This window comes from Microbispora sp. NPDC046973 (assembly GCF_040644495.1).
In the GTDB taxonomy this organism is placed as follows: Bacteria; Actinomycetota; Actinomycetes; order Streptosporangiales; family Streptosporangiaceae; genus Microbispora.
Map to the genome: position 1 here is coordinate 653126 of NZ_JBEYWQ010000001.1, position 21482 is coordinate 674607.

The window sequence follows — 21482 nt, forward strand, 5'->3', positions numbered from 1 at the left end:
CGGAAGGTTCTGTCACGAATGGGCCACGCCAAGATCTCTACACATTCGGTGGGGAAAGGGATGGAAGATCCGGCCTTCTGTGGTGTTTACTGCTTCTATCCATTTGGGGCGACTTGGTAGACATGCCAGGTCACAGGGAAGGCGTGGCATGGCAGAAACGGACGAGCGTGGCGTCCACAGCCGCCGGGGATTCCTCAGGACGGCGGTCACCGGCGTGACCCTGCTGTCGGCGGCGGCGCTGCTGGAGGCCTGCGGCGCGGCGCCGTCGTCACCGGCCGGCTCGAAGGCGTCGAGCGCAGACGCCGCCGCCGGCACCGACACCGGCAAGGAGATCGACGTGCTCCGGGTGTCGCTGCCCGGATCGCTGTCGAACCTGTATCCCGGGCAGGAGTCCGGCATCCTCAACTACTACGTCGCCGGGATCTGCATGGAGGGCCTCGTCGGCGTCGACACCACGGGCAAGATCGTCCCCGCTCTGGCGTCGAGTTTCGAGCGCACGTCGCCGACCACCTACGTCTACCGGCTCCGCCCGGACGCCCGGTTCCACGACGGCACCCCGGTGACCGCCGACGACGTGCTGCACTCGATCGAGATGGCCAGGGACGCGAAGGTCTCGCCCGCCACGGCCGCCTACTGGGCCAACCTGAAGAAGGCCGAGAAGACCGGCGACGCCGAGATCACGCTGACCGCCAAGGCCGCCGACGTGGCGTTCGCCTGGCTCCCGTCGAACGCCGACGCCCTGTGGATCGCCCCGAAGACCGCGTGGGAGAGCGCGAAGAGCGGGTTCGGCACCCCGCAGTCGCTCCCCGTCGGGACCGGGCCGTACAAGGTCACGGGGTTCGTCCCCGACTCCTACGTCGAGTTCTCCCGGGTGGACACCTGGCACGGCACCCGGCCGAAGATCGCGAAGATCCGCTTCGAGTTCGTGCCCGACGAGAACACCCGCCTGCTGGCGTGGAAGGCCGGCAAGGCCGACATGGCGCTCAACGTGCCGCTGGCCCAGTCGCGCCAGTGGGAGGGCGCCGCCGGCACCCGGGTGGTCTACGCGCCCGACCGCTCCTACGCCGGGCTGACCTTCAACACGAAGGCCGCGCCGTTCGACGACGTGCACGTGCGCAGGGCGGTCGCCCACGCGGTGAACCGCCAGGCGGTCGTCGACAGGATCCTGCGCGGGCGGGGCCAGGTCGCCACCGCGCTGTCCACACCGGAGCAGTTCGGCGGGCTGTGGACGCCGCAGGAGGCGACGCGACGGCTCGCCGCCGTCCCCCAGTACGCCTACGACCTGGAGAAGGCGAAGCAGGAGCTGGCGCAGTCGAAGGTGCCGAACGGGTTCAGCGCGAGCCTGTCCTACCCGAACACCGGCCCGCACCTGGGGACGGCCGCGCAGGCGTTCGCCGCCGACCTCAAGAAGATCGGCATCACGCTCGAGGTGAAGGAACTGCCGATCGAGCAGTGGCTGGCGGAGCTGAACGGGTTCCCGCCGCTGAGCTACATGTGGTACTTCAACACCACCGGCGACCCCGGCGAGCTCGCGAGCTGGTTCCTGGGCGAGGGCAACCCCGCCAAGTACGCCGACGACACGATCACCGCCACGATGGCGAAGGCCACCGCCGAGACCGACCCGGCGAAGAGGGCAGATCTGCTGATCGAGGCCCAGACCGCGCAGGCCGCCGACCTCGCGTACCTGCCGCTGTGGTGGGGCCAGGCGGCGACCGCGTTCGGCAGCGCGATCGGCGTCAGGGACTACACCTCCTACACCCTGCTGGCCGACTGGCCGGGCCAGGTCTACGCCGCTCGATGAAGGCGGCCCAGTGAACCGCGCCGTTCTCGCCTTCGCGCTGCGCCGGGCCGTGGCCACGCTCGCGCTGCTGCTCGCGCTGTCGCTGCTGGTCTTCGCGCTGCTGTACCTCGCCCCCGGCGACGTCGCCCGCAACCTGCTGGGCACCCGCAACGTCACGCCGGAGGCCCTGGCCAGGATCCGCGAGCTGCACCACCTGGACGAGCCGTTCCTGGCGCAGTACTGGTGGTGGCTGTCCCACGCGGTGACCGGCGACTTCGGCACGTCCATCCGCACCGGAGGGCAGGTCGGGCCCCTGCTGCTCGACCGGACCGGCGTCACGGCGGCCACGGCCGGGCTAGCGTTCCTGCTGTCGGTCCTGGCCGGCGTCCCGGCCGGGATCGCCACCGCCGTACGGCGGGGCCGGCCACTCGACCGGATGATCGTGGCCGCCTCGGTCGTCGGCGTCAGCGCGCCCGGCTTCGCGGTGGGCCTGATCCTGCTGTACGTCTTCGCCCTGGGGCTGGGCTGGTTCCCCGTCTACGGCACCGGCGAAGGGTTCCCGGACGCCCTGTGGCATCTCGTCCTCCCGGCGGTGGCGCTCGCGTGCGGCCTCGGCGCCTTCGTCGTGAAGCTGACCAGGGCGGCGGTCATCCGGGAGCTGGACCAGGACTACGTGACGTTCGCACGGGGACGCGGCCTGGCCGAGCGACGGGTGCTGCGCCTCGTGCTGCGCAACGCGGCGATCCCCGTCGTGACCAGCCTCGGCCTGATGGTGGCCTACCTGTTCGGCGGGACCGTGCTGATCGAGGTCACCTTCGCGCTGCCCGGGCTCGGCTCGCTCATGGAGGAGTCGGTGCTGTTCAAGGACATCCCCGTGGTGCAGGCGCTGACGCTCGTCGTCGCGCTGGTCGTGTCGGTGACCGCGCTCGCCGTGGACCTGTCATACCTCGTGATCGACCCGCGCGTGCGGGCCAGGGCGGTGCGGCGATGAAACCGGCGAAGCGGAGGATGAAGAGGCGGCCGCCGGTGGTGGCGGTCCTGTCCGCCGTCGTGCTCGCGGCCGTCGCGGCGTGCGCGGCGGGCCGGGAACTGCTCGCGCCGCACGCCCTCGACCAGGACGTCTACCTGGGCGTGGTCGGCGCGGGCGTCGAGGGCCACCTGTTCGGCACCGACCAGCTCGGCCGCGACATCCTGCAGCTCTCGCTCGCGGGCGCCCGCTCGGCGCTGGCCGGTCCGATCGTGGTCGCCGTGGGGTCGATGGTGATCGGGTTCGTGCTCGGGACCTTCGCGGGCTACCGCGGCGGGATCGTGGACATGCTGGCCGGCCGCTACGCCGACCTGCTGCTGGCGCTGCCGTCCGTGCTGCTGGCCATCGTGGTCGCCGGGCTCGTGGGGCGCGGCTACTGGGTCACGGTCGCCGTGCTGATCGTGCTGTTCTCGCCGTCCGACGTGCGGCTGGTGCGGGGAGCGGTGATGGAGCAGACACCCCGGCCCTACATCGAGTCGGCCAGGATCCTCGGCATCCGGCCGACGCGGATCATGTTCCGGCACATCGCGCCCAACATCGTGCCGATCGTGGTCGCCAACCTCCTGCTCAACGTGGCGTTCGCGCTGGTCGCCCTGTCGTCGCTGTCCTACCTCGGGCTCGGCGTGCCGCCCGGGGCGCCGGACTGGGGGCGCCAGCTCGCCGACGGGCGCGCGCTGCTGGGCGACAACCCGCTGGCGGCCGTCGTGCCCGGCGTGCTGATCATCCTCACCGCCACCGCGGTGAACCTGCTCGGCGACTGGCTGTCCGAGCTGCTCGACCGCAGGGTGGTGGCCCGATGAGTTCCCTTCTCCACGCCCGCGACGTACGGGTGACCTCGGCGGCGGGCGTCCTCGTCAAGGGAGTCGACCTGACGGTGGCGCCGGGGGAGACCGTGGCGGTCGTCGGCGAGTCCGGCTCGGGCAAGTCGATGACCGCCAGGGCGCTGACCGGCCTGCTGCCCGAGGGCGTGCACGCCACCGGACGGCTGGAGCTGTCCGGGGAGGCGTACGACCTGGCCGCGCGCACGCCCTGGCAGCGCATCCGGGGCTCGCGGATCGCGCTGCTGCTCCAGGACCCGTTCACCTCGCTGTCGCCAGTGCACCGCTGCGGCGAGCAGATCGGCTGGGCGCTGCCGCGCGCCGGCCGCGCCGCCGGGGTCGCCCGCCTGCTGGCCGAGGTGGGGCTGCCCGCCGAGGTCGCCGGACGTCACCCCTTCCAGCTCTCCGGCGGGATGCGCCAGCGGGTGGCGATCGCCGCCGCGCTGGCCGCCGGTCCCGGCCTGCTGATCGCGGACGAGCCCACCACCGCCCTCGACGTGACGACCCAGCACGAGGTCCTCGAACTCGTCGCCGGGCTGCAGCGGGCGCGCCGGATGGGCCTCATCCTGATCACCCACGACCTGCGGCTCGCCCGGGCCAGGGCCGACCGCATCATGGTGATGTACGCCGGGCGGCTCGTCGAGGAGGGGCCGGCGGCCGAGGTGATGGACCGGCCCGCGCACCCCTACACAGCGCGGCTGGCGGCCTGCGACCCGCCCGTCACCCACCGCCTGCCGGAGCTGCCGACGATCCCCGGCTCGGTGCCCCGGCCGTACGCGGTGAGCGGCGCCTGCGCCTTCGCCGACCGATGCGATCTGGCGGTCGAGGCGTGCCGTACGGCCGAGCCGGCCCTGGCGGAGGTCGCTGCCGGACATCGGGCGGCGTGCGTGCGGCCCTCGGACGTACGCCCGGTCACGGCGCCCCTTCTCGCCGGTCCGCCTGCCGCGGCCGTTCCTCCGGAGGCGGGCCCTTCGCCTGCGCTGCTGACCGTACGCGGGCTGGCCAAGCGGTTCCCCGGCTCGGCCGCGCCGGCGCTCGACGGGGTCGACCTGGAGGTCGCGGCGGGGGAGGCGGTCGCGGTGGTCGGCGAGTCCGGCTCCGGCAAGACCACGCTCGCGCGGTGCGTGGTCGGCCTGGAACGGCCCGACGGAGGAAGCGTCGAGTTCGCCGGCCGGTCCACCGGGCCGAGGCGGGTGCAGTACGTGTTCCAGGACCCGTATTCGGCGCTGAACCCCGGCCTCACCGTCGGCGCCTCGCTGGCCGAGGCGCTCAAGGCGGCGGGCCGTCCCCGGTCGGAGGTGCCCGGCCTGCTCGACCTGGTCGGGCTGCCCGCGGCGTACGCCCGGCGCAGGCCCCGCGCGCTGTCCGGCGGCGAGCGTCAGCGGGTGGCGATCGCGCGCGCTCTCGCGCCCGGCGCCGAGATGCTGGTCTGCGACGAGCCCGTCTCGGCGCTCGACGTCTCGGTCCAGGCGCAGGTGCTCAACCTGCTGTCGGACCTGCGCCGCGACCTGGGGCTGACCCTGCTGTTCATCACCCACGACCTGGCCGTCGCGCGGCAGGTCGCCGACCGCGTGTACGTGATGCACCGCGGCCGGGTCGTCGAGACCGGGCCGGTCGCCGGCGTGCTCGGCGCCCCTGCCCACGAGTACACCCAACGGCTGCTGGCGTCCGTGCCCGCGGCGACCCGAGCGGAGTGAAGATCCTGATGACCGAACTACGCGTCGACGTGCTGCCCGTGACGGGGGACGTGGCCTTCGTCGCCGACGGACTCGACGCCGTGCCCGCCGACCTGCTGCGCCGCTGGCGGCTCGCGGGCGGAGTGCAGGTGCGCACGCTCGTCACGGCCCGTACGGAGGACGGGACGCTGACCGGGGCCGCCTTCGAGGTGCACAGGCCGCTCACCGCCTACCGGAAGATCGTAGACGTGTGGGCGTCCGACGACGCGGTCGCCGACACGCTCGTCCGCACCGTCGAGGAGCGCGCCTGGCGGGAGGGCGCGGTGGCGGTCAAGCGGTGGTTCGCGACGCGGGACGCCGCATGGGAACGCTCGCTGGGCCGGGGCTACCGGGAGGTGCCGGTGCCCACCTGGGCGGGCCCGGTCGTCGGCGCCACCGAGACGGGTCATGGGCAGGTGCGCTGGCGCGACCGGCCCCCCGCGCGGGCGCTGCCGTACATGCGCCAGACCACCGACTTCACCTGCGGCCCGGCGGCGCTGCAGATGGCCCTGGCCGGGCTGGAGCTGGGGGGCGAGCCCTCCCGCGAGGAGGAGCTGCGGCTGTGGCGGGAGGCGACCACGGTGGCCGGCTGCGACCCCCTGGGCCTCGCGCTCGCCGCCGCCGGGCGGGGCGTCCGGCCGGAGGTGCTGCTGTCCACCGAGGCCCCGACCCTGCTGGAGCTGTGCCGTACGGACGAGGAGCGCGAGCTGAGGCGCTTCATCCAGACGGGGTTCCGTGCCGAGCTGTCCCGCAGGGGCATCGACGTGGAGACCGCCGCCTTCGACATCGACCGGCTCCGCGCGGTGGTCGAGGACGGCGGGGTGGCGCTCGTGCTGATCGAGCAGTTCGGCATGCACGACGAGAGCTGCCCGCACTGGATCGCCGTCCACGGGGTGGACGGCGACGTCTTCCACGTCAACGACCCGTGGACGGACGCCCATCTGGGCGAGACCTACCTCGACGCGCTCGACCTGCCGCTGCCCGCCGCGACGCTGGACCGGCTCGCGTGGTACGGCCGGCCGAGCTACCGGAGCATGATCGCGCTCAGGTGACCCGTCAGTCGGAGGGCATCGAGACGAGCGTCAGCAGCCGGGCCGGCTCCGCGCCGGTCCGGTAACCGTGCTCGGCCTCGGCCGAGAACCGCACGGCGTCCCCCGCCTCCAGCCTGACCTCGTACGTGGCGACCTCCAGGGTCACCGAGCCGGACAGGACGTAGGCGAACTCCTCCGACCCCCGCCCGTGCGGCGCGCTCTCGTGGGCGTGCTCCGGCGGCAGCGGCGTCTCGTACAGGTCGAAGCGCCGCCGGTCGAGGGAGCTGAGCAGGGTGCGCGCCGCGTCGTCGCCGGCGCGGCGCATCACCTGCGGTTCGTACAGCGGCGTCCGGGTGAGGTCGGCGAAGGACAAATCGAGCGCCTCGGCCAGTCCCGCCAGCACCTCGACCGTGGGGTTGGCCAGGCCGCGCTCGATCTGCGACAGCAGCGCCTTGCTGAAGCCGGAGCGGTCCGCCAGGTCGCGGATGCTGAGCCCGCGCGTGTGCCGCGCGTGCCGCACGTTGCTCGCGATCGCCGCCCGCACCTGCTCCGAGAGCGCGCCCACCCCGCCCATCCCCCTTATCGAAGTACGCCATTGTTCCACGAAGGGGGACGCTCCGGACGTCAGACGCCGGGGGGCCGTCAAACACCAGGGTGCAGCACGCGGCTCAGGAACTCGCGGGTCCGCTCGTGCCGCGGGTCGGCGATGACCTGCTGGGGCGGCCCGTCCTCGACGATCACGCCGCCGTCCATGAACACCACGCGGTCGGCGACCTCGCGGGCGAATCCCATCTCGTGGGTGACGACCAGCATGGTCATGCCGTCCTCCGCGAGCTTCCGCATGACCGACAGCACGTCGCCGACCAGCTCGGGGTCGAGCGCCGAGGTCGGCTCGTCGAACAGCATCAGCGAGGGGTTCATGGCGAGCGCGCGGGCGATCGCCACACGCTGCTGCTGGCCGCCGGACAGCTGGGGCGGGTAGGCGTCGATCTTCTCGATGAGGCCGACCTTCTCCAGGTTCTCCCGGGCGACGCGGTCGCACTCGCCCTTGCTCCGCTTGAGCACCCGCTCCTGGGCGATCGTGACGTTGCGCCGCACGGTCAGGTGGGGGAACAGGTTGAACTGCTGGAACACCATGCCGATGTGCCGCCGGGCGGCGTCGATGTCGACGTCGGGATCGGTCAGGTCGACACCGTCCACGACCACCGTGCCGGACGTCGGCTGCTCCAGCAGGTTCACGCAGCGCAGCAGCGTGGACTTGCCCGAGCCGGACGGCCCGATCACGCACACGACCTGGCCGCTCTCGACCGTGAAGTCGATGCCGCGCAGCACTTCCAGGCTGCCGAACGACTTGTGCAGGTTCTTGATCTCGACGGTGCTCATCGGCCCGCTCCCTGACGCGCTTCCAGCCGCCTCGCGACGTACCCGAGGGGAATCGTGATCAGCAGGTACGTCAGACCGGTCGCGAGGATCGGTGTGGGGTTGGCGTACGTGGAGGACTCGTCGTTGCCGAACTTCGCCAGCTCCACCTGGGCGGCCGTGACGCCGAGGATCAGCACCAGCGAGGAGTCCTTCAGCAGCGTGACGAGCTGGTTGGTGAGCGGCGGCAGCACGATCCGGATCGCCTGCGGGATGACGATCGAGACCATCGCCCGCATGTGCGGCATGCCGAGCGACCGCGCCGCCTCCATCTGCCCCTTCGGCACCGCCTGGATGCCCGCCCGGAAGTTCTCGGCCATGTACGCCGCCGAGACGACACCGAGCCCCAGCGCGGCGCTGCCGTACACTCCGCCCGGCAGTTCGAAGCCGGGGAACGCCAGCGGGAGGCTGCCGATCATCAGGAAGATGAGCAGCATCGGCAGGCCACGGAAGATCTCGATGTAGATCGCCGACACCCACCGGTAGGGCGCGACCGAGGACAGCCGCATCAGGGCCAGCACCAGACCCAGGACGAAGCCGAGGACGAAGCCCGACAGCGTGTAGATCACGGTGTTGCGCAACGCCACCGTGAACAGCTCGGGCAGGCCCTTGCCGGCGACGTCGAGGTTGAAGAACGACTCGCCGATCGCCTTCCAGTCGGCCAGCGCGACCAGGACGACGAGGATCACCACCAGCACGGCGTACTGGATCACCCGGCTGATGCGCTGCTTCTTGCGCGGGCTGAGCCCCTTGCGGGGCTCAGCCGGGGAGGGCGCCTGCTGCTCGCTCACAACACTCATGATCCGGCGGCGGGCGACTCGGTTCCGGTCTCGGCACCCGAACCGCCGCCGGACGCGCCGCCGGGCTCGGTGCCGAACCACTTCTTGTAGATCGCGTTGTAGGTGCCGTCGGACTTGGCGGCGGCGAGGACCTCGTCGACGACCTTCTTGAGCGCCGTGTTGTCCTTCTTCATGCCGATGCCGTACTGCTCACCGGTGTCGAGGCTGGCGACCTGCTCGAACTTGGCGCCGATGTCGGGCTTCTTCAGCCAGGTCAGCACGACCGGGAGGTCCTGCACGATCACGTCCGCCTGGCCGGTCTGCAGGCCGAGCAGCTCCTTGGGCGAGTCGGCGAACTCGATCGGATCGAGGCCCTGCTTCTTGACGTAGTCGAGGCCGGTCGTGGACGCCTGCGCGCCCAGCTTGAGGTTCTTGGCCTTGACGTCGTCCAGGGAGGTGACCCCGCTGCCCTTCTTGGCCATCAGCGCCTGCGTGGCGTCGAAGTACGGCTCGGAGAACAGCAGGTTCTGCTGCCGCTCGGGCGTGATCGTCATACCGGCGGCGGCCACGTCGCACTTGCGTGCGTTGAGAGCGGCGCCGCTCTTGATCGCCGCGAAGTCGATGTCCACGATGTCCTGGGTCACGCCCAGCTTCTTCGCGACCAGGTCGACGATGTCCACGTCGAACCCGACGACCTTGCCGCCCTGGTTGAACTGGAACGGCTCGTACGGGATGTTCGTGCAGGTCGTGATCTTTCCTGCGTTCACGAGGGCGATGCCGCCGGGGGCGGCCGAAGCCGTCGCCGTGCCCGAGCCGGCGGAGTCGCTCCCGCAGGCGGTGACGGTCAGCGCCGCCGCCAGCGCCGCCGCGCCGATGCTCGCGGCTTTCCGATAGGTGGACCAGGGAGCCACACCGGCCTCCTTGCTGTGGTGCGAAAACGTCTGAGGCGCAGTTTAAGCGTCCCTTATGACGGTTTGGCCACCGCATGGAACGGAGGCAGTAACGTGTGTGACCTCTGGTGTCAGGGATGCATTCCCTCGGTGAGCGTGTTGAACCGTTCAAGCATCCGCGCGAGCAGCCGTACGTCCTCCTCCGGCCAGGCGGCGAGCAGCGTGCGCAGCTGGCCCTCGCGGGCGGACCGCGCGTCGTCCAGGCGCCTGCGGCCCTCGGGGGTGAGGGCCAGCAGGTGGGCCCGTCCGTCCTCGGGGTCGGGGCTGCGGCTGATCAGCCCCAGCTCCTCAAGCACCTTGAGCTGGCGGCTGATCGTCGCCCGGCCGACCCGCAGGTAGGCGGCCAGGTCGCTGGACCGCATCGGCGAGCTCTGGTCGATGCGAACCAGCAGGCCGTACGCGCCGGGATCCAGCTCGGGATGTACCTTGCGCCCCATCCCGGCGGAGAACGCCTTGGCGCGCCGGAGCAGGATGGCGAGCTGCCTCTCGACCGCGCAGTACGCCTCGTGTTCGCCGGCCGTGGGCGGTCGGGGAGCGATCTCCGCCTCCGTCATGGCCTGCCTCCTCCTGACTGCGTGTGGCAGGGGGTCTACCCGCGCACCGCCTGGATGTCCAGCTCTACTTTCAGTGTCGCGCCGATCAGTGAGATTCCCGCCTGGACGACCTGGTTGTAGGTCATCGCGAAGTCCTCACGGCGCAACTCCGTGACCGCGCGGAAGGCCGCCCGCAGCCCGCCCCACAGGTCCGGGCCCGTGCCCAGGTAGGTCATGTCGAGATCGACCGGGCGGCTGACGCCGCTCAGCGTCAGCACGCCGTGCACCGTCCACCGGTCCGGGCCCGCCGGCGACAGCCCGGTGCTCCGGTAGGTGATCACCGGGTGCACCGGGACGTCGAGGAAGTCCGCGGAACGCAGGTGATCATCGCGCATCCGGCTGCCCGTGTCGATGGACTCGGCGACGATCTCGGCGACCACGGACGACTCCTCCGGCGTGGCGCCCATTTCGATCCGGCCGGAGAATTCGGTGAAGCGCCCCTGCACGCTGCTGAGGCCGAGGTGCCGGGCCGTGGCCGAGATCTTCGAGTGTTCCGGGTCGATCGTCCACACGCCGGGCGGCGGAAGCTCGGTGCCGCCCTGCCGGGCCAGCACCAGCGTGCCGGCCTCGGCGGCGCCCGAGGCGGTCGCGATCGCGGTGGACGCGGCGGGCGCGTACCCGATCGCGGTCGCGACCACCGTGTAGACCCCCGGCGGCAGCGGGGCGGTGACGACCTGCCCGTCGGCGTCCGCCTCCGCCCGCGCCACCTGGTGGCCGGCCGTGTCCGTCACGGTGACGACCGCGTGCTGCACGGCCCAGCCGTCCTTGCTCCTGACCAGGGCGTGCAATCCCCTGGGGACCGTTCCGGAGACGCTCATCGCTCGTGCCCCAGCCACACGTCGTACGGTTCGTCGCCCTGGCCGCCCAGGTTCAGCGTGCTCGCCACCGGCGGGTAGCCGCTCGCGACGATGGTGTACTGCCCGCCGGTCAGGTCGGTGAAGGCGTACTCGCCGTCCTCTCCGGTGGTCGCCACGCCCACCACGTTGCCGGCGGCGTCGAGCAGCGTGACCCTGGCGTCGGCCAGCGGCACGCCGTCCTTGACGCGGACCGTGCCCCGCACCCGCGCGCCGGGCAGCAGCACGACGTCGTGCCGGGTCTGGCCGGTGCCCAGCACCTCGATCGGGACGGCGGCCGGACGGTACGCCGCGCCGCTGACCGTGAGCGTGTAGGTGCCGGCCACGATGCCGGAGAAGGAGAAGCCGCCCTGGGCGTCGGTCGAACTGCTGGCCACGACCTCGCCGCGTACGTCGGTCACCACGACCACCGCCTCGGCGACCGGCGTCCCGTCCGTTCCGCGTACGGTGCCGACGAGCCGCCCCGAGGCGGCGAGCACCATGTCGAAGTCGACCGGCTGGTCGCCCACGACCAGCGTCGCGACCTGCGGCTCCCGGTCGCCCGCCGACGCGATCAGCACGTACGTCCCGCCGCCCGGCGTCTGGAGCGCGTAGCCCCCGTCGTCCCGGGTGACCGTACGGCCGAGCTGGTGGCCGCGCACGTCGATCAGCGTGAGCGTGGCGCGGCCCACGGGCACGCCGTCCTGGCCCTTGACGAACCCGCGGATGCCGACGCCGCCCGGCTCGTGCGTCTCCATGGCGAGCGCGGCGTACGGCTGGGCCTGCGTGGAGGTGAGGACCTGTGCGTTGAGGGGCTGCGGGTTCAGGGGTTGCGCGTTCAGGGGCTGCGGGTTCAGGGGTTGCGTGGAGGCGTGGCCGTTGGGCGAGGCGAACTCGGGCTCGGCCGTGATGGGCCACTGCTGGTCGCGCTGCTGCCCGTCTCGCTGGGCGTGGCGTCCGGTCACTGCGCCGTTCCGCTGGCGGGCGATCTCGGGGTCGAGGGTCTCGCCGGTCTCCGGCTCGTCGGCGCGGACGGTGATCGCGCTGGTCCGCAGCGGGACCTCCTTGATGAACAGCACGGCGATCAGCGCCAGGAAGGCGACCGGCGCGGCGTAGAGGAACAGATCGCCCACGCCGTGGCCGTACGCGCTCTCGACGACGGTGCGGATCGGGGCGGGCAGCGCGGACAGTTTGGGAATCGCGCCGCTGTCGCCGCCGGTCCCCTTGACGCCCAGCGCCGCCAGGCCCTCCTCCAGGTAGTTCTTCACGCGGTTGACCATCACGGCGCCGAGCGCCGACACGCCGATCGCACCGCCGAGGGAACGGAAGAACGCGACCACGGAACTGCCCGCGCCGAGGTCCTCCGCCCGCACCTGGTTCTGCACGGCGAGCACGAGGTTCTGCTGGCTCATGCCGATGCCGATGCCGATGCAGAACATGAATATCGCGACGAGCCAGTAGTCGGTGTCGTACCGCAGCATGCCCATCAGCGCGAACCCGGCGGTGAGGAAGAACGCGCCGGAGACCAGGAAGACCTTCCAGTGGCCGGTGCGGGTGATGATCTGCCCGGACACCGTGGAGGAGATGGCCAGGCCCAGGATCATCGGCAGCGTCATGAGGCCGGCCACCGTGGGCGTCTCGCCGCGGGCGAGCTGGAAGTACTGGCTCAGGAAGGTCGTCGCGCCGAACATGCCCACGCCGACCAGCACGCTGGCGACCACCGCGAGGCTGACCGTCCGCATCCTGAACAGGCGCAGCGGGACGATGGGTTCGCTGGCCTTGGACTCCACCAGGAGGAACAGCGCCGCGAGCACGACGGCCCCGCCGACCATCGCGCCGGTCTGCCACGACAACCAGTCGTACTTGTTGCCCGCGAACGACACCCAGATCAGCAGCAGGGAGACCGAGGCGGCGATGAGGACCGCGCCGCCCCAGTCGATGCGCACGTCGCGCTTGAGCACCGGCAGGTGGAGGGTCTTCTGCAGCACGATCAGCGAGAGGATCGCGAACGGCACGCCGACGTAGAAGCACCAGCGCCAGCCGAGCCACGAGGTGTCGACGATCAGCCCGCCGATGAGCGGGCCGCCGATCGTGGCGACGGCGAACACCGCGCCCAGGTAACCCGAGTAGCGTCCCCGCTCTCGCGGCGAGATCATCGCTGCCATGATCACCTGGGACAGCGCGGTGAGGCCGCCGACGCCGAGGCCCTGGACGACCCGCGCCGTGATCAGCATCGACGGGTTCTGCGACAGACCGGCGATGGCGGAGCCGATCACGTACACGATCAGCCCGAGCTGGATCAGCAGCTTCTTGCTGAACAAGTCGGACAGCTTGCCCCAGATCGGCGTCGAGACCGTCGCCGCGAGAAGGGTCGCGGTGATGACCCAGGTGTAGGTGGTCTCGTCCGCGTGCAGTTCCGCCGTGATCGTGGGGAGCGCGTTCGACACGACGGTCGACGACAGGATCGCGACGAACATCCCCAGCATCAGGCCCGAGAGCGCCTCCAGGATCTCCCGGTGCGTCATCGCGGGGGCCGCCGTGCCTGGCGGCGTCTCCCGCGTCATCGCATTCGCCATCGAAGTCCTTCCCCGTGTGATCAAACTTAGTTACCCTAAGCAATCATATGCTGATCGTTGCTCCGGGCAACCATATGGTCATGGTCCGGGGGCTATCAGAAACGACGAAGGCCCTGAACCCGCAGGTCAGGGCCTTTTCGTCGGACTCGCGTTGTGACGCGTATCACCGGTAGTTGACGAACTGAAGGGCGATGTCGAGGTCCTTGCCCTTGAGCAGGGAGATCACCTCCTGGAGGTCGTCCTTCTTCTTGGAGCTGACCCGGAGCTCCTCGCCCTGGATCTGCGCCTTCACGCCCTTCGGGCCCTCGTCCCGGATGAGCTTGGAGATCTTCTTGGCGTTCTCCTGGTCGATGCCCTCCTTGAGGGACACCATCAGGCGATACTCCTTGCCGGAGAGCTTCGGCTCGCCCGCGTCAAGGATCTTGAGGGACAGGTTGCGCTTGACGATCTTCTCCTTGAAGACGTCGAGAACCGCGTTGGCCCGCTCCTCGCTGTTCGCCTTGATCTCGATGTCCTTCTGCCCCGACCAGGAGATGCTCGCGCCCGTACCCTTGAAGTCGAAGCGGTGCCCGACCTCCTTGACCGTCTGGTTCAGGGCGTTGTCGACCTCCTGCCGGTCGATCTTGCTCACCACGTCGAAACTGCTGTCGGCCATCGGTGTCCGTGTCCTCTCTCCGTTGCCCTTCGAGATTAGTGGGCCCCGATGTGATCAGAGGTCTTTCCTCATGACGACGCGGGGCGCCACCTCTATGCCGAGGGCCCGCTCGTGCTCGATCAGTGCGGTGAGTTCCGGCCCCCACTCGTGAGGGTGTACGACGCGGAACCCGCGCCGGGCGTACCAGGGGGCGTTCCACGGCACGTCCCGGAACGTCGTCAGCGTCACCGCGGCCGTATCGGCCTCCGCGGCCGCCGTGCAGACGGCGTCGAGAAGGCGGGTTCCGACCCCCTGGTTGCCGTGATCGGGGTGTACGGCGATCTGGTCGAGGTGGGTCAGGCCGTCGACCACCCCGAGCAGGGCGAACCCCACCGGCGGCCGGCCGGCCACGATGACACGCCGGGGATCGTCGCACTCCTCGATGACCGTGGTGCCCGGCGGGAAGACGATGCCGAGCGGCACGAACATCGCGTCCGCCGCTTTCTCGATGCCCGCCAGGTCTGCGAGATCCGCCGGCTCGGCCTGTCTGATCACCGTCCCACTATGGCCGGTGTGCCGCCGCGCCCGCTCCCGGATTTCCGGGGCCCCGCGGTGGGCGAGTCCGCCGAGCCGGAACCCATGTCACGTGCACCCGGGAAGTCCGCTATTCTTCTACCTGTCGCCGCAGCGAGCGGAAGACAAGGCAGGTTGCCCGAGTGGCCAAAGGGAGCGGTCTGTAAAACCGTCGGCTCAGCCTACCCAGGTTCGAACCCTGGACCTGCCACCAGCAGAACAGCAGCTCAGAGGCCCTTCGGGGCCTCTTCTGCTTTTCCGGCCCATGCAGCCGTAGGTCACCCAGAGCGGCCATCTGTCGGGGGTCGCGCAATATACGCGCAATGATCTTCGCGGTGTATCCGCAGGTCATCTAGCGTCTCCCGGCCCTCAGGGGTGGGCTGCCTGGAGGTCTCGTCGGCACGCATCGTCGCAACCAAGATCGAATGTGCTGCTTGCGTCTCCGGGGCAGCGGCTCTCGCGGCCACGACTCCCGGGCCGAGCATGGGGTCCGCGAGGTGCACGCGCTGTCGTTCATCTGGCTGGCACCAAGGCCGCAATGGGTTGCGGAGAGAGTACCTGCGAAACTCCGCCGAGGTTTCCATCGAACTCTGACCACTATTCTAGAAAACTTCCGAGTACGCCAATGAATGGCGCGGGCGGGTCATGAGATTGCTAAGATGGCCACCTGCTCGTGCTTCGCACCGCTCGGCGTACGCGGCCACTTTCCGGAGGTGGCCGATAGGACCCGGCCCCTCCTGAGGGAACTGGTCCACCGAGAGGGGGAGACATCCTATGCAAGGCGCGAGCCCGGATGAGAGTCCCGACGACGCGGAAAGGCTGCTGCTGATGCAGTTGCTGGTGATCCTGCTCGATTGGATGCTCAACCACGGAGGGCTCAGCTAGCGATAGCGCTAGCTGAGCCCCGGGCGATGAGGCTCCGCTGCTTGCTTGACCGGCCGGCTGCGGGGCCTCTCGTTCCCTCCCTGCGTAGTCCTGTCTGGACTCCGATCGGGTGTTAGCCATCTTAGCAACACCGCGAGACGTTAACTCCCCAGATTAATTAACCCGCTGCTGCGCCCGATGAGATTAATTTCGTAATCCCCAACGGCATCTACGGCGGATCGCGCCAAATAATTACTGCAACCTGAGGTTGTGGGGTTATCGTCCGTCGCCCTCAACTGCAGCCGGGATGCGGGAATGCGGAAACCTGTCGCCGACGTTTTTGCAGGTCAGGCAGATGGCGGGATGTAACTTCCTATGGCTGTCCTGCTCCCGCCTGCCATGCAAGCCGCTCCGGCCGTGGATCACTTTGATACCGATAGATCCTATTTATTCCGATTCATCCCACAGATCCCTTAGATACCTCTCTGTGAAGATCTTGGGTTCGGACTTCACCCTGTAGCAGTGCTGCTTACGCTGCCAAGGCGTCATCGATCCTCTGATTAGCGATCTCCTGTTGACCGTCGAGGCACTTCGCATAGACCCGGAGGAGGACGTCAACGCTGTGCCCGGCCCGCTCCGCTACGTCGGGAGCCGATACTCCCGCATTGAGCCAGAGGGAAACGGCCGCATGCCGGAGGTCGTACGGCCGACGAGCCAGGGGAGAGGCGACCTGGGCAGGGGTGAAGGCAAGCTTGCGGGCTTCCTGCCACACTTCCGTGTAGGCCGTCGAGGCGACGACCCCACCGCGCTCGCTCCTAAAGATCCGGCCATCCGCGCCGACCCCGAACTCTTCGATGTGTTGCCGAAGGATCTTCACTAGGGCCGGAGGGATGGGCACCGGCCGTACGTCGTCCCGGCCCCGGTGCTTGAGCCCGCGTTCCTCGTGAGCGTCGCCGCTGTCGGTCCACTGTGTGTTGACCTCGGGACGCGACACGTCGACGAGGAGGCGGCCCCAGCCGGTTGCCGGAAGATGGCAGTCCTGCTGTCGGAGAGCGACGGCCTCACCCGGCCGAAGCGCGGCGTAGTACATGCAGGCGAACAGGGCCATGAGCCGCCGGCCACGTCCCCGCTTGCCGACATAGGTCACCGCAGTCAGCAGCTCTTGAGCCTGCCGTGGATTGACCACGACGCGAGGGTCTACCGTCTCCGTCGTCTTAGGAGGCCTCCACTTGATCCGGTGCAGCGGATTTGCCGGAAGCTCCTCCAGCTCCACCGCGTATTCCAAGACCGCGTGCAGGACGGCCCGCTTACGCCTGACCGTGTTGGCACTGGCCGCCTTGCCGTCGAGGCGAAGCGCGAGCGCGTCGAGCGCCAGGCGTACCGTTTTCGTCTCACCGAGGTCGGTTAGGTCAAGGGCGGCGCTGCGCGCCGCCTCGCGGCCCTACGCCCGCTCGGCGGCCGGGCGTGCGGCCTGGGGGCCGGTCCCGGCCGCCGGCAGCTCGGGCCGCCCGCCACACACACCAGGCCGGAACCAACGCCACAGGCAATCGCGGGGCCCGCCCACAACGCCCCGACCAACAACCGCTGACCTCTTAGCTGTCGGTGTCTTCCCCGCTCTCGGATTTCCCGTTCACTGCCCGGACGAGCCAGCGCAAGAGCAGCGCACCCACGAGCCAGAAAGCTGCGGCAACGACAACACGGGCGACGACATGCACCGCCGTGATCTTCTGCGGGCCGTCAACGACAAGGCCCGAAAGCAGATCCCACACGCACCAACACGTTAAGAAGCATGTCCAGCCGAGCAGGACCCGGCGAGCCTCACGATCCCACTTCCTGCCTGCCACGCGACCCACCTCGGAGACCCCACGCACGGCAGAGCGATCGCCGTCATGCGCATATTGTGCCTCCGGCGGGGGCGCTCCGGCTCCGGGATGCCGCCGAGCTGGAGAGCGCGGGTCTCAGGTGGCTGAGGTAGGAGCCCGCCCATCCCTCCTGCCATCGACCCGGGCAAGCCCAGCAGACCAGCTCCTACGGCTCAAGCCCGTCTGTGACCCTTGGCGTCCAATTGCCGAGGAACGGCGACCGGCTGGCGTACACGCGGAGACGGGCTTGCCCCTCCGTCGCCGGCCTGCTGCTGCTCCGCAGCGGGTCGACGGCATACGGGATGCGCGGAAGGGGGACGCGCGTGCGGTCCGCACACAAGACGAGCCGCCGCGGAGCTACCGGACTCGAACCGGCTCAGGCCTCCGGACGCGGAACGCCCATCAGACGGCCACAATCTCGAAGATTGAAGCGGCTTTCCCAGCATCGCCTTTGCCCGCGACGGCACTGTCAGTTTACGGCCGTGACCTCACGGCCGCTGTGCAATATGCGTGTAATGATCTTGCCGATGAGGGCCAGGCGAGCGGGCTCCCGTTCAGGTCAAGAGCGTAGAGGAACCTGAAATGGTCACGCGCTGTAAAACCGTCGGCTCAGCCTACCCAGGTTCGAACCCTGGACCTGCCACCAGCAGAACAGCAGCTCAGAGGCCCTCCGTCTTCAAGCCGAGCCGCCCGGCGGGGTGGGTGGCCCGGAACCAGACGATCACGCGCTGGGGCACTCTCGTGGCGGGATGACCACCAAGCTGCATCTGGCGTGCGAGCAACACAGCTGACATGAGGAAGGCCCTGCGGGTCATTTGAGTTCGCTGATCATGGTCGCCGGTGACCAGGACGGGTGCGCCCACTTCATCTGCGCCATGACGCCGGCGACGTGGGGGATCGCCATTGACGTACGGCTCTTGGTGCCGTAGCCGTCGGCCCCCGTCCGGGTGTTCCACGGCGGACGCTCACGAAAGCCCAGCTCATTCGATGAACTGGGCTTTCACTGGTCACTTCTAAACGGTCGCTGCCGCGCTCGCCACCCGCCGCGGACGGATGCCAAGCGCTAAGCCGATCAGGCCAGCGGTCATCAACGCACTCACCACGAGCTTGGGCGCCACATCGCTGGAGACGAAGTCGAGCACCTGACCGCCGGCGAGAACGAGTGGCACCCACAAGGACACGAGGCCGGCTCGCCACGCAGCGAAGGCCAGTACGAGGAGCCCGACCATCCAACCCAGGATCCAGACCGCAAACGACGCCACCACCAGCGCGTCCTTCTCGAGAGCATCGACGACCGGCCGGACCGCCTCCGTCTTCACGCCCCCTCCGGCGAGGGCCCCAAAAAAGGCGTTGTAGTGCCACAGGTGGATCGTCGAAAAGTAGAGGGCGGGAACGGCAAAAGCTCCGCCGATGGTGGCGCCAAGGCGCTTGCGGCGCCCGACCGCCACGATCAGACCTGCCATCGCCGGCAGGAGCAGCAGATGCGTCAGCGCGAAGAGGATCGTCTCGATCCGCCAGGCACCGAGGCCGGAGGCGGCCACGTCGACATTCGCCGCGGTCTCGGACACTTGATCAGGAAACATCAACCAGTAGAAGGCGTTCGCGACGCCGTAAAGAACGCCGCCACCGGCCATCGCGGCCGCCGCGAAACGCCGGCCGTACGGCCGGGTGGTCTGGTCACTCATCGAGATCTCCCGTCGTGGTCTGTTGCAACGCAAGACGCTAGGAACCTCGTACCGCTCCGGTCGTCGGCCGGGATGTGGACCGGCGGGTGGATGTCATCCGCCGCCCACTCCAACCATGGGTGGACGCCGTGTCGCGGGCGGCTCGAATACGCTCCCAGCCATGGCATGGGTTCGGGACATTGGACGGCGCCGGGGGGACCTCGCCACCGTCGCAGCCGGCCTCGCGCTGTTCGGGTTCGGCTTGGCCGAGCTCTACGTGCCGCTGCCCCCGTACGTCGATGGTGAGGGTCCCGATATCACCGCGCTGTCCGGCGGCTGGACGGCTGTGCTGACCGTGCTGCTCGCGGGTTACGGCCTCGCGGTCGCGGCCTGCAGGTCGTATCCACGGGTTGCGGTGGTCCTGGCCGGCGCCTGCTTCACCGCGCAGAGTTTCACGCCGCTCCTCCCGGAATGGCCGGTCGTGCCGCTCCTGGCATTGGTCGTAGCCTGCTTCGGCTGCGTCGCCGTCGGCGGCCGCCACGGACCGGTCATCGGGGGCGTCTCCTACTTCGTTTCGCTCGGCATCGAGACCACGGTTGCGGACGACCCTGACTGGGCCTTCATCGTCTTCGTCGCGCTCGCGGTCTTGGGGCCGGCTTACGCTGTTCGCATGCGGCGAGCGCAGGCGGAACGTCTGGTCGCGTTGGCTATCGAACGGGAGGCCGCCGCGCGCCTCGACGAGCGGCTACGGGTGGCCCGCGAACTACACGACATCGTCTCGCACGGCGTGACCGTGATGGTGCTGCAGGCCGGAGCCGCCCAGGCCGTGCTTGACTCAGACGCGGAGCAGGCCCGCGAGTCGCTGGACGCGGTGCAGGATGTCGGCCGCGACGTCGTCATCGAGCTGCGCCGGTTGCTCGTCGTCCTCCGTGGCGCTGAGGGCGGTACGGAGCGGCTTCCTTCACTACGGCACCTCGACCCGCTACTGGCCGGAGTGCGGGCCGCCGGTGGACAGGTCGACGTCACGGTCAACGGCGACCTCGGCAGGGTACCCGCAGCCGTCGACGTCAGCGGCTACCGGGTGCTGCAAGAGGCCCTGACCAATGCGGCCAAACACGCGCCGGGTGCCACGGTCTCGGTCTCGATCGATGTCGGACGCACAGATCTGCGGGTGCGCGTCGTCGACAACGGTCCGCGGGCCGGCCGCCGAAGCGACGGCAGCGGCTACGGGTTGACCGGGATCAGCGAGCGTGTGGAACTCTTCGGGGGAACGGCCAGCAGCGGTCCTCTGGAAGGCGATGGGTTCGAGGTGCGCGTCGAGTTGCCCCTGAACACGAAATCCATGGCACCCGCGCTGGCGGAAACGGGGGCACCGGGGTGACGCGCGTTCTCATCGCTGACGACGAGGCGCTCATACGCGGCGGTCTGCGGATGATCCTCGGCACTCAGCCCGACATCGATGTGGTCGCAGAGGCTGCGGATGGCGAGCAGGCGGTGTTGCTCACCGCCCGACACCAACCGGACGTTGTGCTGATGGACATCCACATGCCCCGGCTCGACGGCGTGGCCGCGACCGAGCAGATCTTGGCGGACCGCCCCGGCCGCCGAGTCGTCATGCTGACCACGTTCGACCTCGACGAGTACGTCTACCGGTCGTTACGCGCCGGCGCCTGCGGATTCCTGCTGAAGACCACTCCGCCGAAAGAACTGGCGAGCGCGCTGCGCGCTGCCGCACGTGGAGACGCGCTGCTCTCACCGGAGATCACCCGCCGCCTGATCGACCACTACACCGCGATGGCTCCGCCGGTCAGTGCCCCCGGCCTGGCTCACCTGACCGGCAGGGAGGCCGAGGTGCTGCGGTTGATGGCTCGGGGGCTGTCCAACCGCGAGATCGCGGGGGAACTCTTTCTCGGCGAGGCGACCGTGAAGACGCACGTCAACCGCATCTTGGCCAAGCTCGGTGTGCGGGATCGCGTGCAGGCGGTCGTGCTCGCCTACGAAGCCGGCGTGGTGCGGCCTCGACGCGAGGCGCGCATATAAGGATCTTGCCAACGCTGTTGCTGACGACGGCCCGGGACTACCACGGACGGGTCTGGACTCGCCGAGGCCGGACATCCCTTCTGAGCAGGTGCTCGTGTCGACGGTGGACGCCTGTAGACATCTCCGATCTTGCTACGGATCAGAAGGTTAAGATTTCGACTACCCCTCATGGAGCAGCAGGTCGCCGGTGGTAGGCAGCTGCGCAACAATCGGTTGGGGGCGTAGATTGGCGAGGCGCTTGGGTGGTGTCTTCGGCGCGATCCCTTCATTTGATTGCCCCTGATCAGCAGAGATGCCGGTCGGGGGCTTCTTCGTTTCTTGATC

Annotated in this window: 20 protein-coding genes and 1 tRNA gene; 8 read left to right on the forward strand and 13 right to left on the reverse strand. The window is 69.6% G+C overall.

The window, feature by feature from the left end:
* Positions 1 to 148: 148 nt before the first annotated feature.
* From ABZ860_RS03200 to ABZ860_RS03220, 5 genes are read left to right on the forward strand one after another with little or no spacing between them, the layout of a single operon-like run.
* On the forward strand, positions 149 to 1801 hold the full coding sequence (locus tag ABZ860_RS03200) for an ABC transporter substrate-binding protein (RefSeq protein ID WP_357214277.1): 1653 nt from the start codon (positions 149 to 151) through the stop codon (positions 1799 to 1801).
* Positions 1802 to 1811: 10 nt separating this feature from the next.
* Complete coding sequence (locus ABZ860_RS03205; protein ID WP_357214280.1) at positions 1812 to 2771, forward strand: ABC transporter permease; 960 nt, start codon at positions 1812 to 1814, stop codon at positions 2769 to 2771.
* A 17-nt stretch (positions 2772 to 2788) separates the two neighbouring features.
* Positions 2789 to 3607 (forward strand): ABC transporter permease, encoded by an 819-nt coding sequence (locus ABZ860_RS03210; RefSeq protein WP_357214282.1) that lies wholly within the window; start codon positions 2789 to 2791, stop codon positions 3605 to 3607.
* The gene (locus tag ABZ860_RS03215) at positions 3604 to 5322 is read left to right on the forward strand and encodes an ABC transporter ATP-binding protein (protein ID WP_357214284.1); all 1719 of its coding nucleotides are present in this window, start codon (positions 3604 to 3606) and stop codon (positions 5320 to 5322) included. Before ABZ860_RS03210 ends, ABZ860_RS03215 begins: the two co-directional genes overlap by 4 nt.
* Before the next feature lie 8 nt (positions 5323 to 5330).
* Positions 5331 to 6392 carry a peptidase C39 family protein gene (locus ABZ860_RS03220; RefSeq protein ID WP_357214287.1) on the forward strand — a complete coding sequence of 354 codons (1062 nt, stop codon included), beginning with the start codon at positions 5331 to 5333 and terminating at the stop codon, positions 6390 to 6392.
* Between the two features lie 4 nt (positions 6393 to 6396).
* On the opposite strand, the gene ABZ860_RS03225 is transcribed toward ABZ860_RS03220, so the two are convergent.
* From ABZ860_RS03225 to ABZ860_RS03265, 9 genes are all read right to left on the reverse strand, one after another.
* Entirely contained in the window at positions 6397 to 6936 is a 540-nt protein-coding gene (locus tag ABZ860_RS03225; protein ID WP_161628125.1) for an XRE family transcriptional regulator, read from the reverse strand.
* 77 nt (positions 6937 to 7013) lie between these two features.
* The gene (locus tag ABZ860_RS03230; protein ID WP_357214290.1) at positions 7014 to 7754 is read right to left on the reverse strand and encodes an amino acid ABC transporter ATP-binding protein; all 741 of its coding nucleotides are present in this window, start codon (positions 7752 to 7754) and stop codon (positions 7014 to 7016) included.
* Entirely contained in the window at positions 7751 to 8590 is an 840-nt protein-coding gene (locus ABZ860_RS03235; protein WP_193205689.1) for an amino acid ABC transporter permease, read from the reverse strand. Before ABZ860_RS03235 ends, ABZ860_RS03230 begins: the two co-directional genes overlap by 4 nt.
* Entirely contained in the window at positions 8587 to 9480 is an 894-nt protein-coding gene (locus ABZ860_RS03240; protein WP_357214294.1) for an ABC transporter substrate-binding protein, read from the reverse strand. Before ABZ860_RS03240 ends, ABZ860_RS03235 begins: the two co-directional genes overlap by 4 nt.
* Positions 9481 to 9590: 110 nt before the next feature.
* Positions 9591 to 10073 carry a MarR family winged helix-turn-helix transcriptional regulator gene (locus ABZ860_RS03245; RefSeq protein ID WP_357214297.1) on the reverse strand — a complete coding sequence of 161 codons (483 nt, stop codon included), beginning with the start codon at positions 10071 to 10073 and terminating at the stop codon, positions 9591 to 9593.
* Positions 10074 to 10108: 35 nt separating this feature from the next.
* Positions 10109 to 10930, reverse strand: a complete 822-nt coding sequence (locus tag ABZ860_RS03250; protein WP_357214300.1) for a YceI family protein — start codon at positions 10928 to 10930, stop codon at positions 10109 to 10111.
* Positions 10927 to 13545, reverse strand: a complete 2619-nt coding sequence (locus ABZ860_RS03255) for an MFS transporter (protein ID WP_357214303.1) — start codon at positions 13543 to 13545, stop codon at positions 10927 to 10929. Before ABZ860_RS03255 ends, ABZ860_RS03250 begins: the two co-directional genes overlap by 4 nt.
* 139 nt (positions 13546 to 13684) lie before the next feature.
* Entirely contained in the window at positions 13685 to 14176 is a 492-nt protein-coding gene (locus tag ABZ860_RS03260) for a YajQ family cyclic di-GMP-binding protein (protein ID WP_357056218.1), read from the reverse strand.
* 54 nt (positions 14177 to 14230) lie between these two features.
* Positions 14231 to 14710 carry a GNAT family N-acetyltransferase gene (locus ABZ860_RS03265; protein WP_357214305.1) on the reverse strand — a complete coding sequence of 160 codons (480 nt, stop codon included), beginning with the start codon at positions 14708 to 14710 and terminating at the stop codon, positions 14231 to 14233.
* A gap of 147 nt (positions 14711 to 14857) precedes the next feature.
* On the opposite strand from ABZ860_RS03265, the gene ABZ860_RS03270 reads away from it, so the two are divergent.
* Positions 14858 to 14942, forward strand: a tRNA-Tyr gene (locus ABZ860_RS03270).
* A gap of 1179 nt (positions 14943 to 16121) precedes the next feature.
* On the opposite strand, the gene ABZ860_RS03275 is transcribed toward ABZ860_RS03270, so the two are convergent.
* The 4 genes from ABZ860_RS03275 to ABZ860_RS03290 form a co-directional block, all read right to left on the reverse strand.
* Positions 16122 to 16865: a tyrosine-type recombinase/integrase gene (locus ABZ860_RS03275; RefSeq protein ID WP_357214308.1), complete on the reverse strand. Its 744-nt coding sequence runs from the start codon at positions 16863 to 16865 to the stop codon at positions 16122 to 16124.
* Positions 16866 to 17184: 319 nt separating this feature from the next.
* Complete coding sequence (locus ABZ860_RS03280) at positions 17185 to 17361, reverse strand: hypothetical protein (protein ID WP_357214311.1); 177 nt, start codon at positions 17359 to 17361, stop codon at positions 17185 to 17187.
* 904 nt (positions 17362 to 18265) lie between these two features.
* Positions 18266 to 18433 (reverse strand): S8 family serine peptidase, encoded by a 168-nt coding sequence (locus tag ABZ860_RS03285; protein ID WP_357214739.1) that lies wholly within the window; start codon positions 18431 to 18433, stop codon positions 18266 to 18268.
* 34 nt (positions 18434 to 18467) lie between these two features.
* Positions 18468 to 19139 (reverse strand): hypothetical protein, encoded by a 672-nt coding sequence (locus ABZ860_RS03290; protein ID WP_357214313.1) that lies wholly within the window; start codon positions 19137 to 19139, stop codon positions 18468 to 18470.
* Between the two features lie 160 nt (positions 19140 to 19299).
* On the opposite strand from ABZ860_RS03290, the gene ABZ860_RS03295 reads away from it, so the two are divergent.
* Both ABZ860_RS03295 and ABZ860_RS03300 read left to right on the forward strand, forming a co-directional pair.
* Positions 19300 to 20499: a sensor histidine kinase gene (locus ABZ860_RS03295; RefSeq protein WP_357214316.1), complete on the forward strand. Its 1200-nt coding sequence runs from the start codon at positions 19300 to 19302 to the stop codon at positions 20497 to 20499.
* Positions 20496 to 21158, forward strand: a complete 663-nt coding sequence (locus ABZ860_RS03300) for a response regulator transcription factor (protein WP_357214319.1) — start codon at positions 20496 to 20498, stop codon at positions 21156 to 21158. The genes ABZ860_RS03295 and ABZ860_RS03300 overlap by 4 nt, the downstream gene beginning before the upstream one ends.
* Positions 21159 to 21482 lie beyond the last annotated feature (324 nt).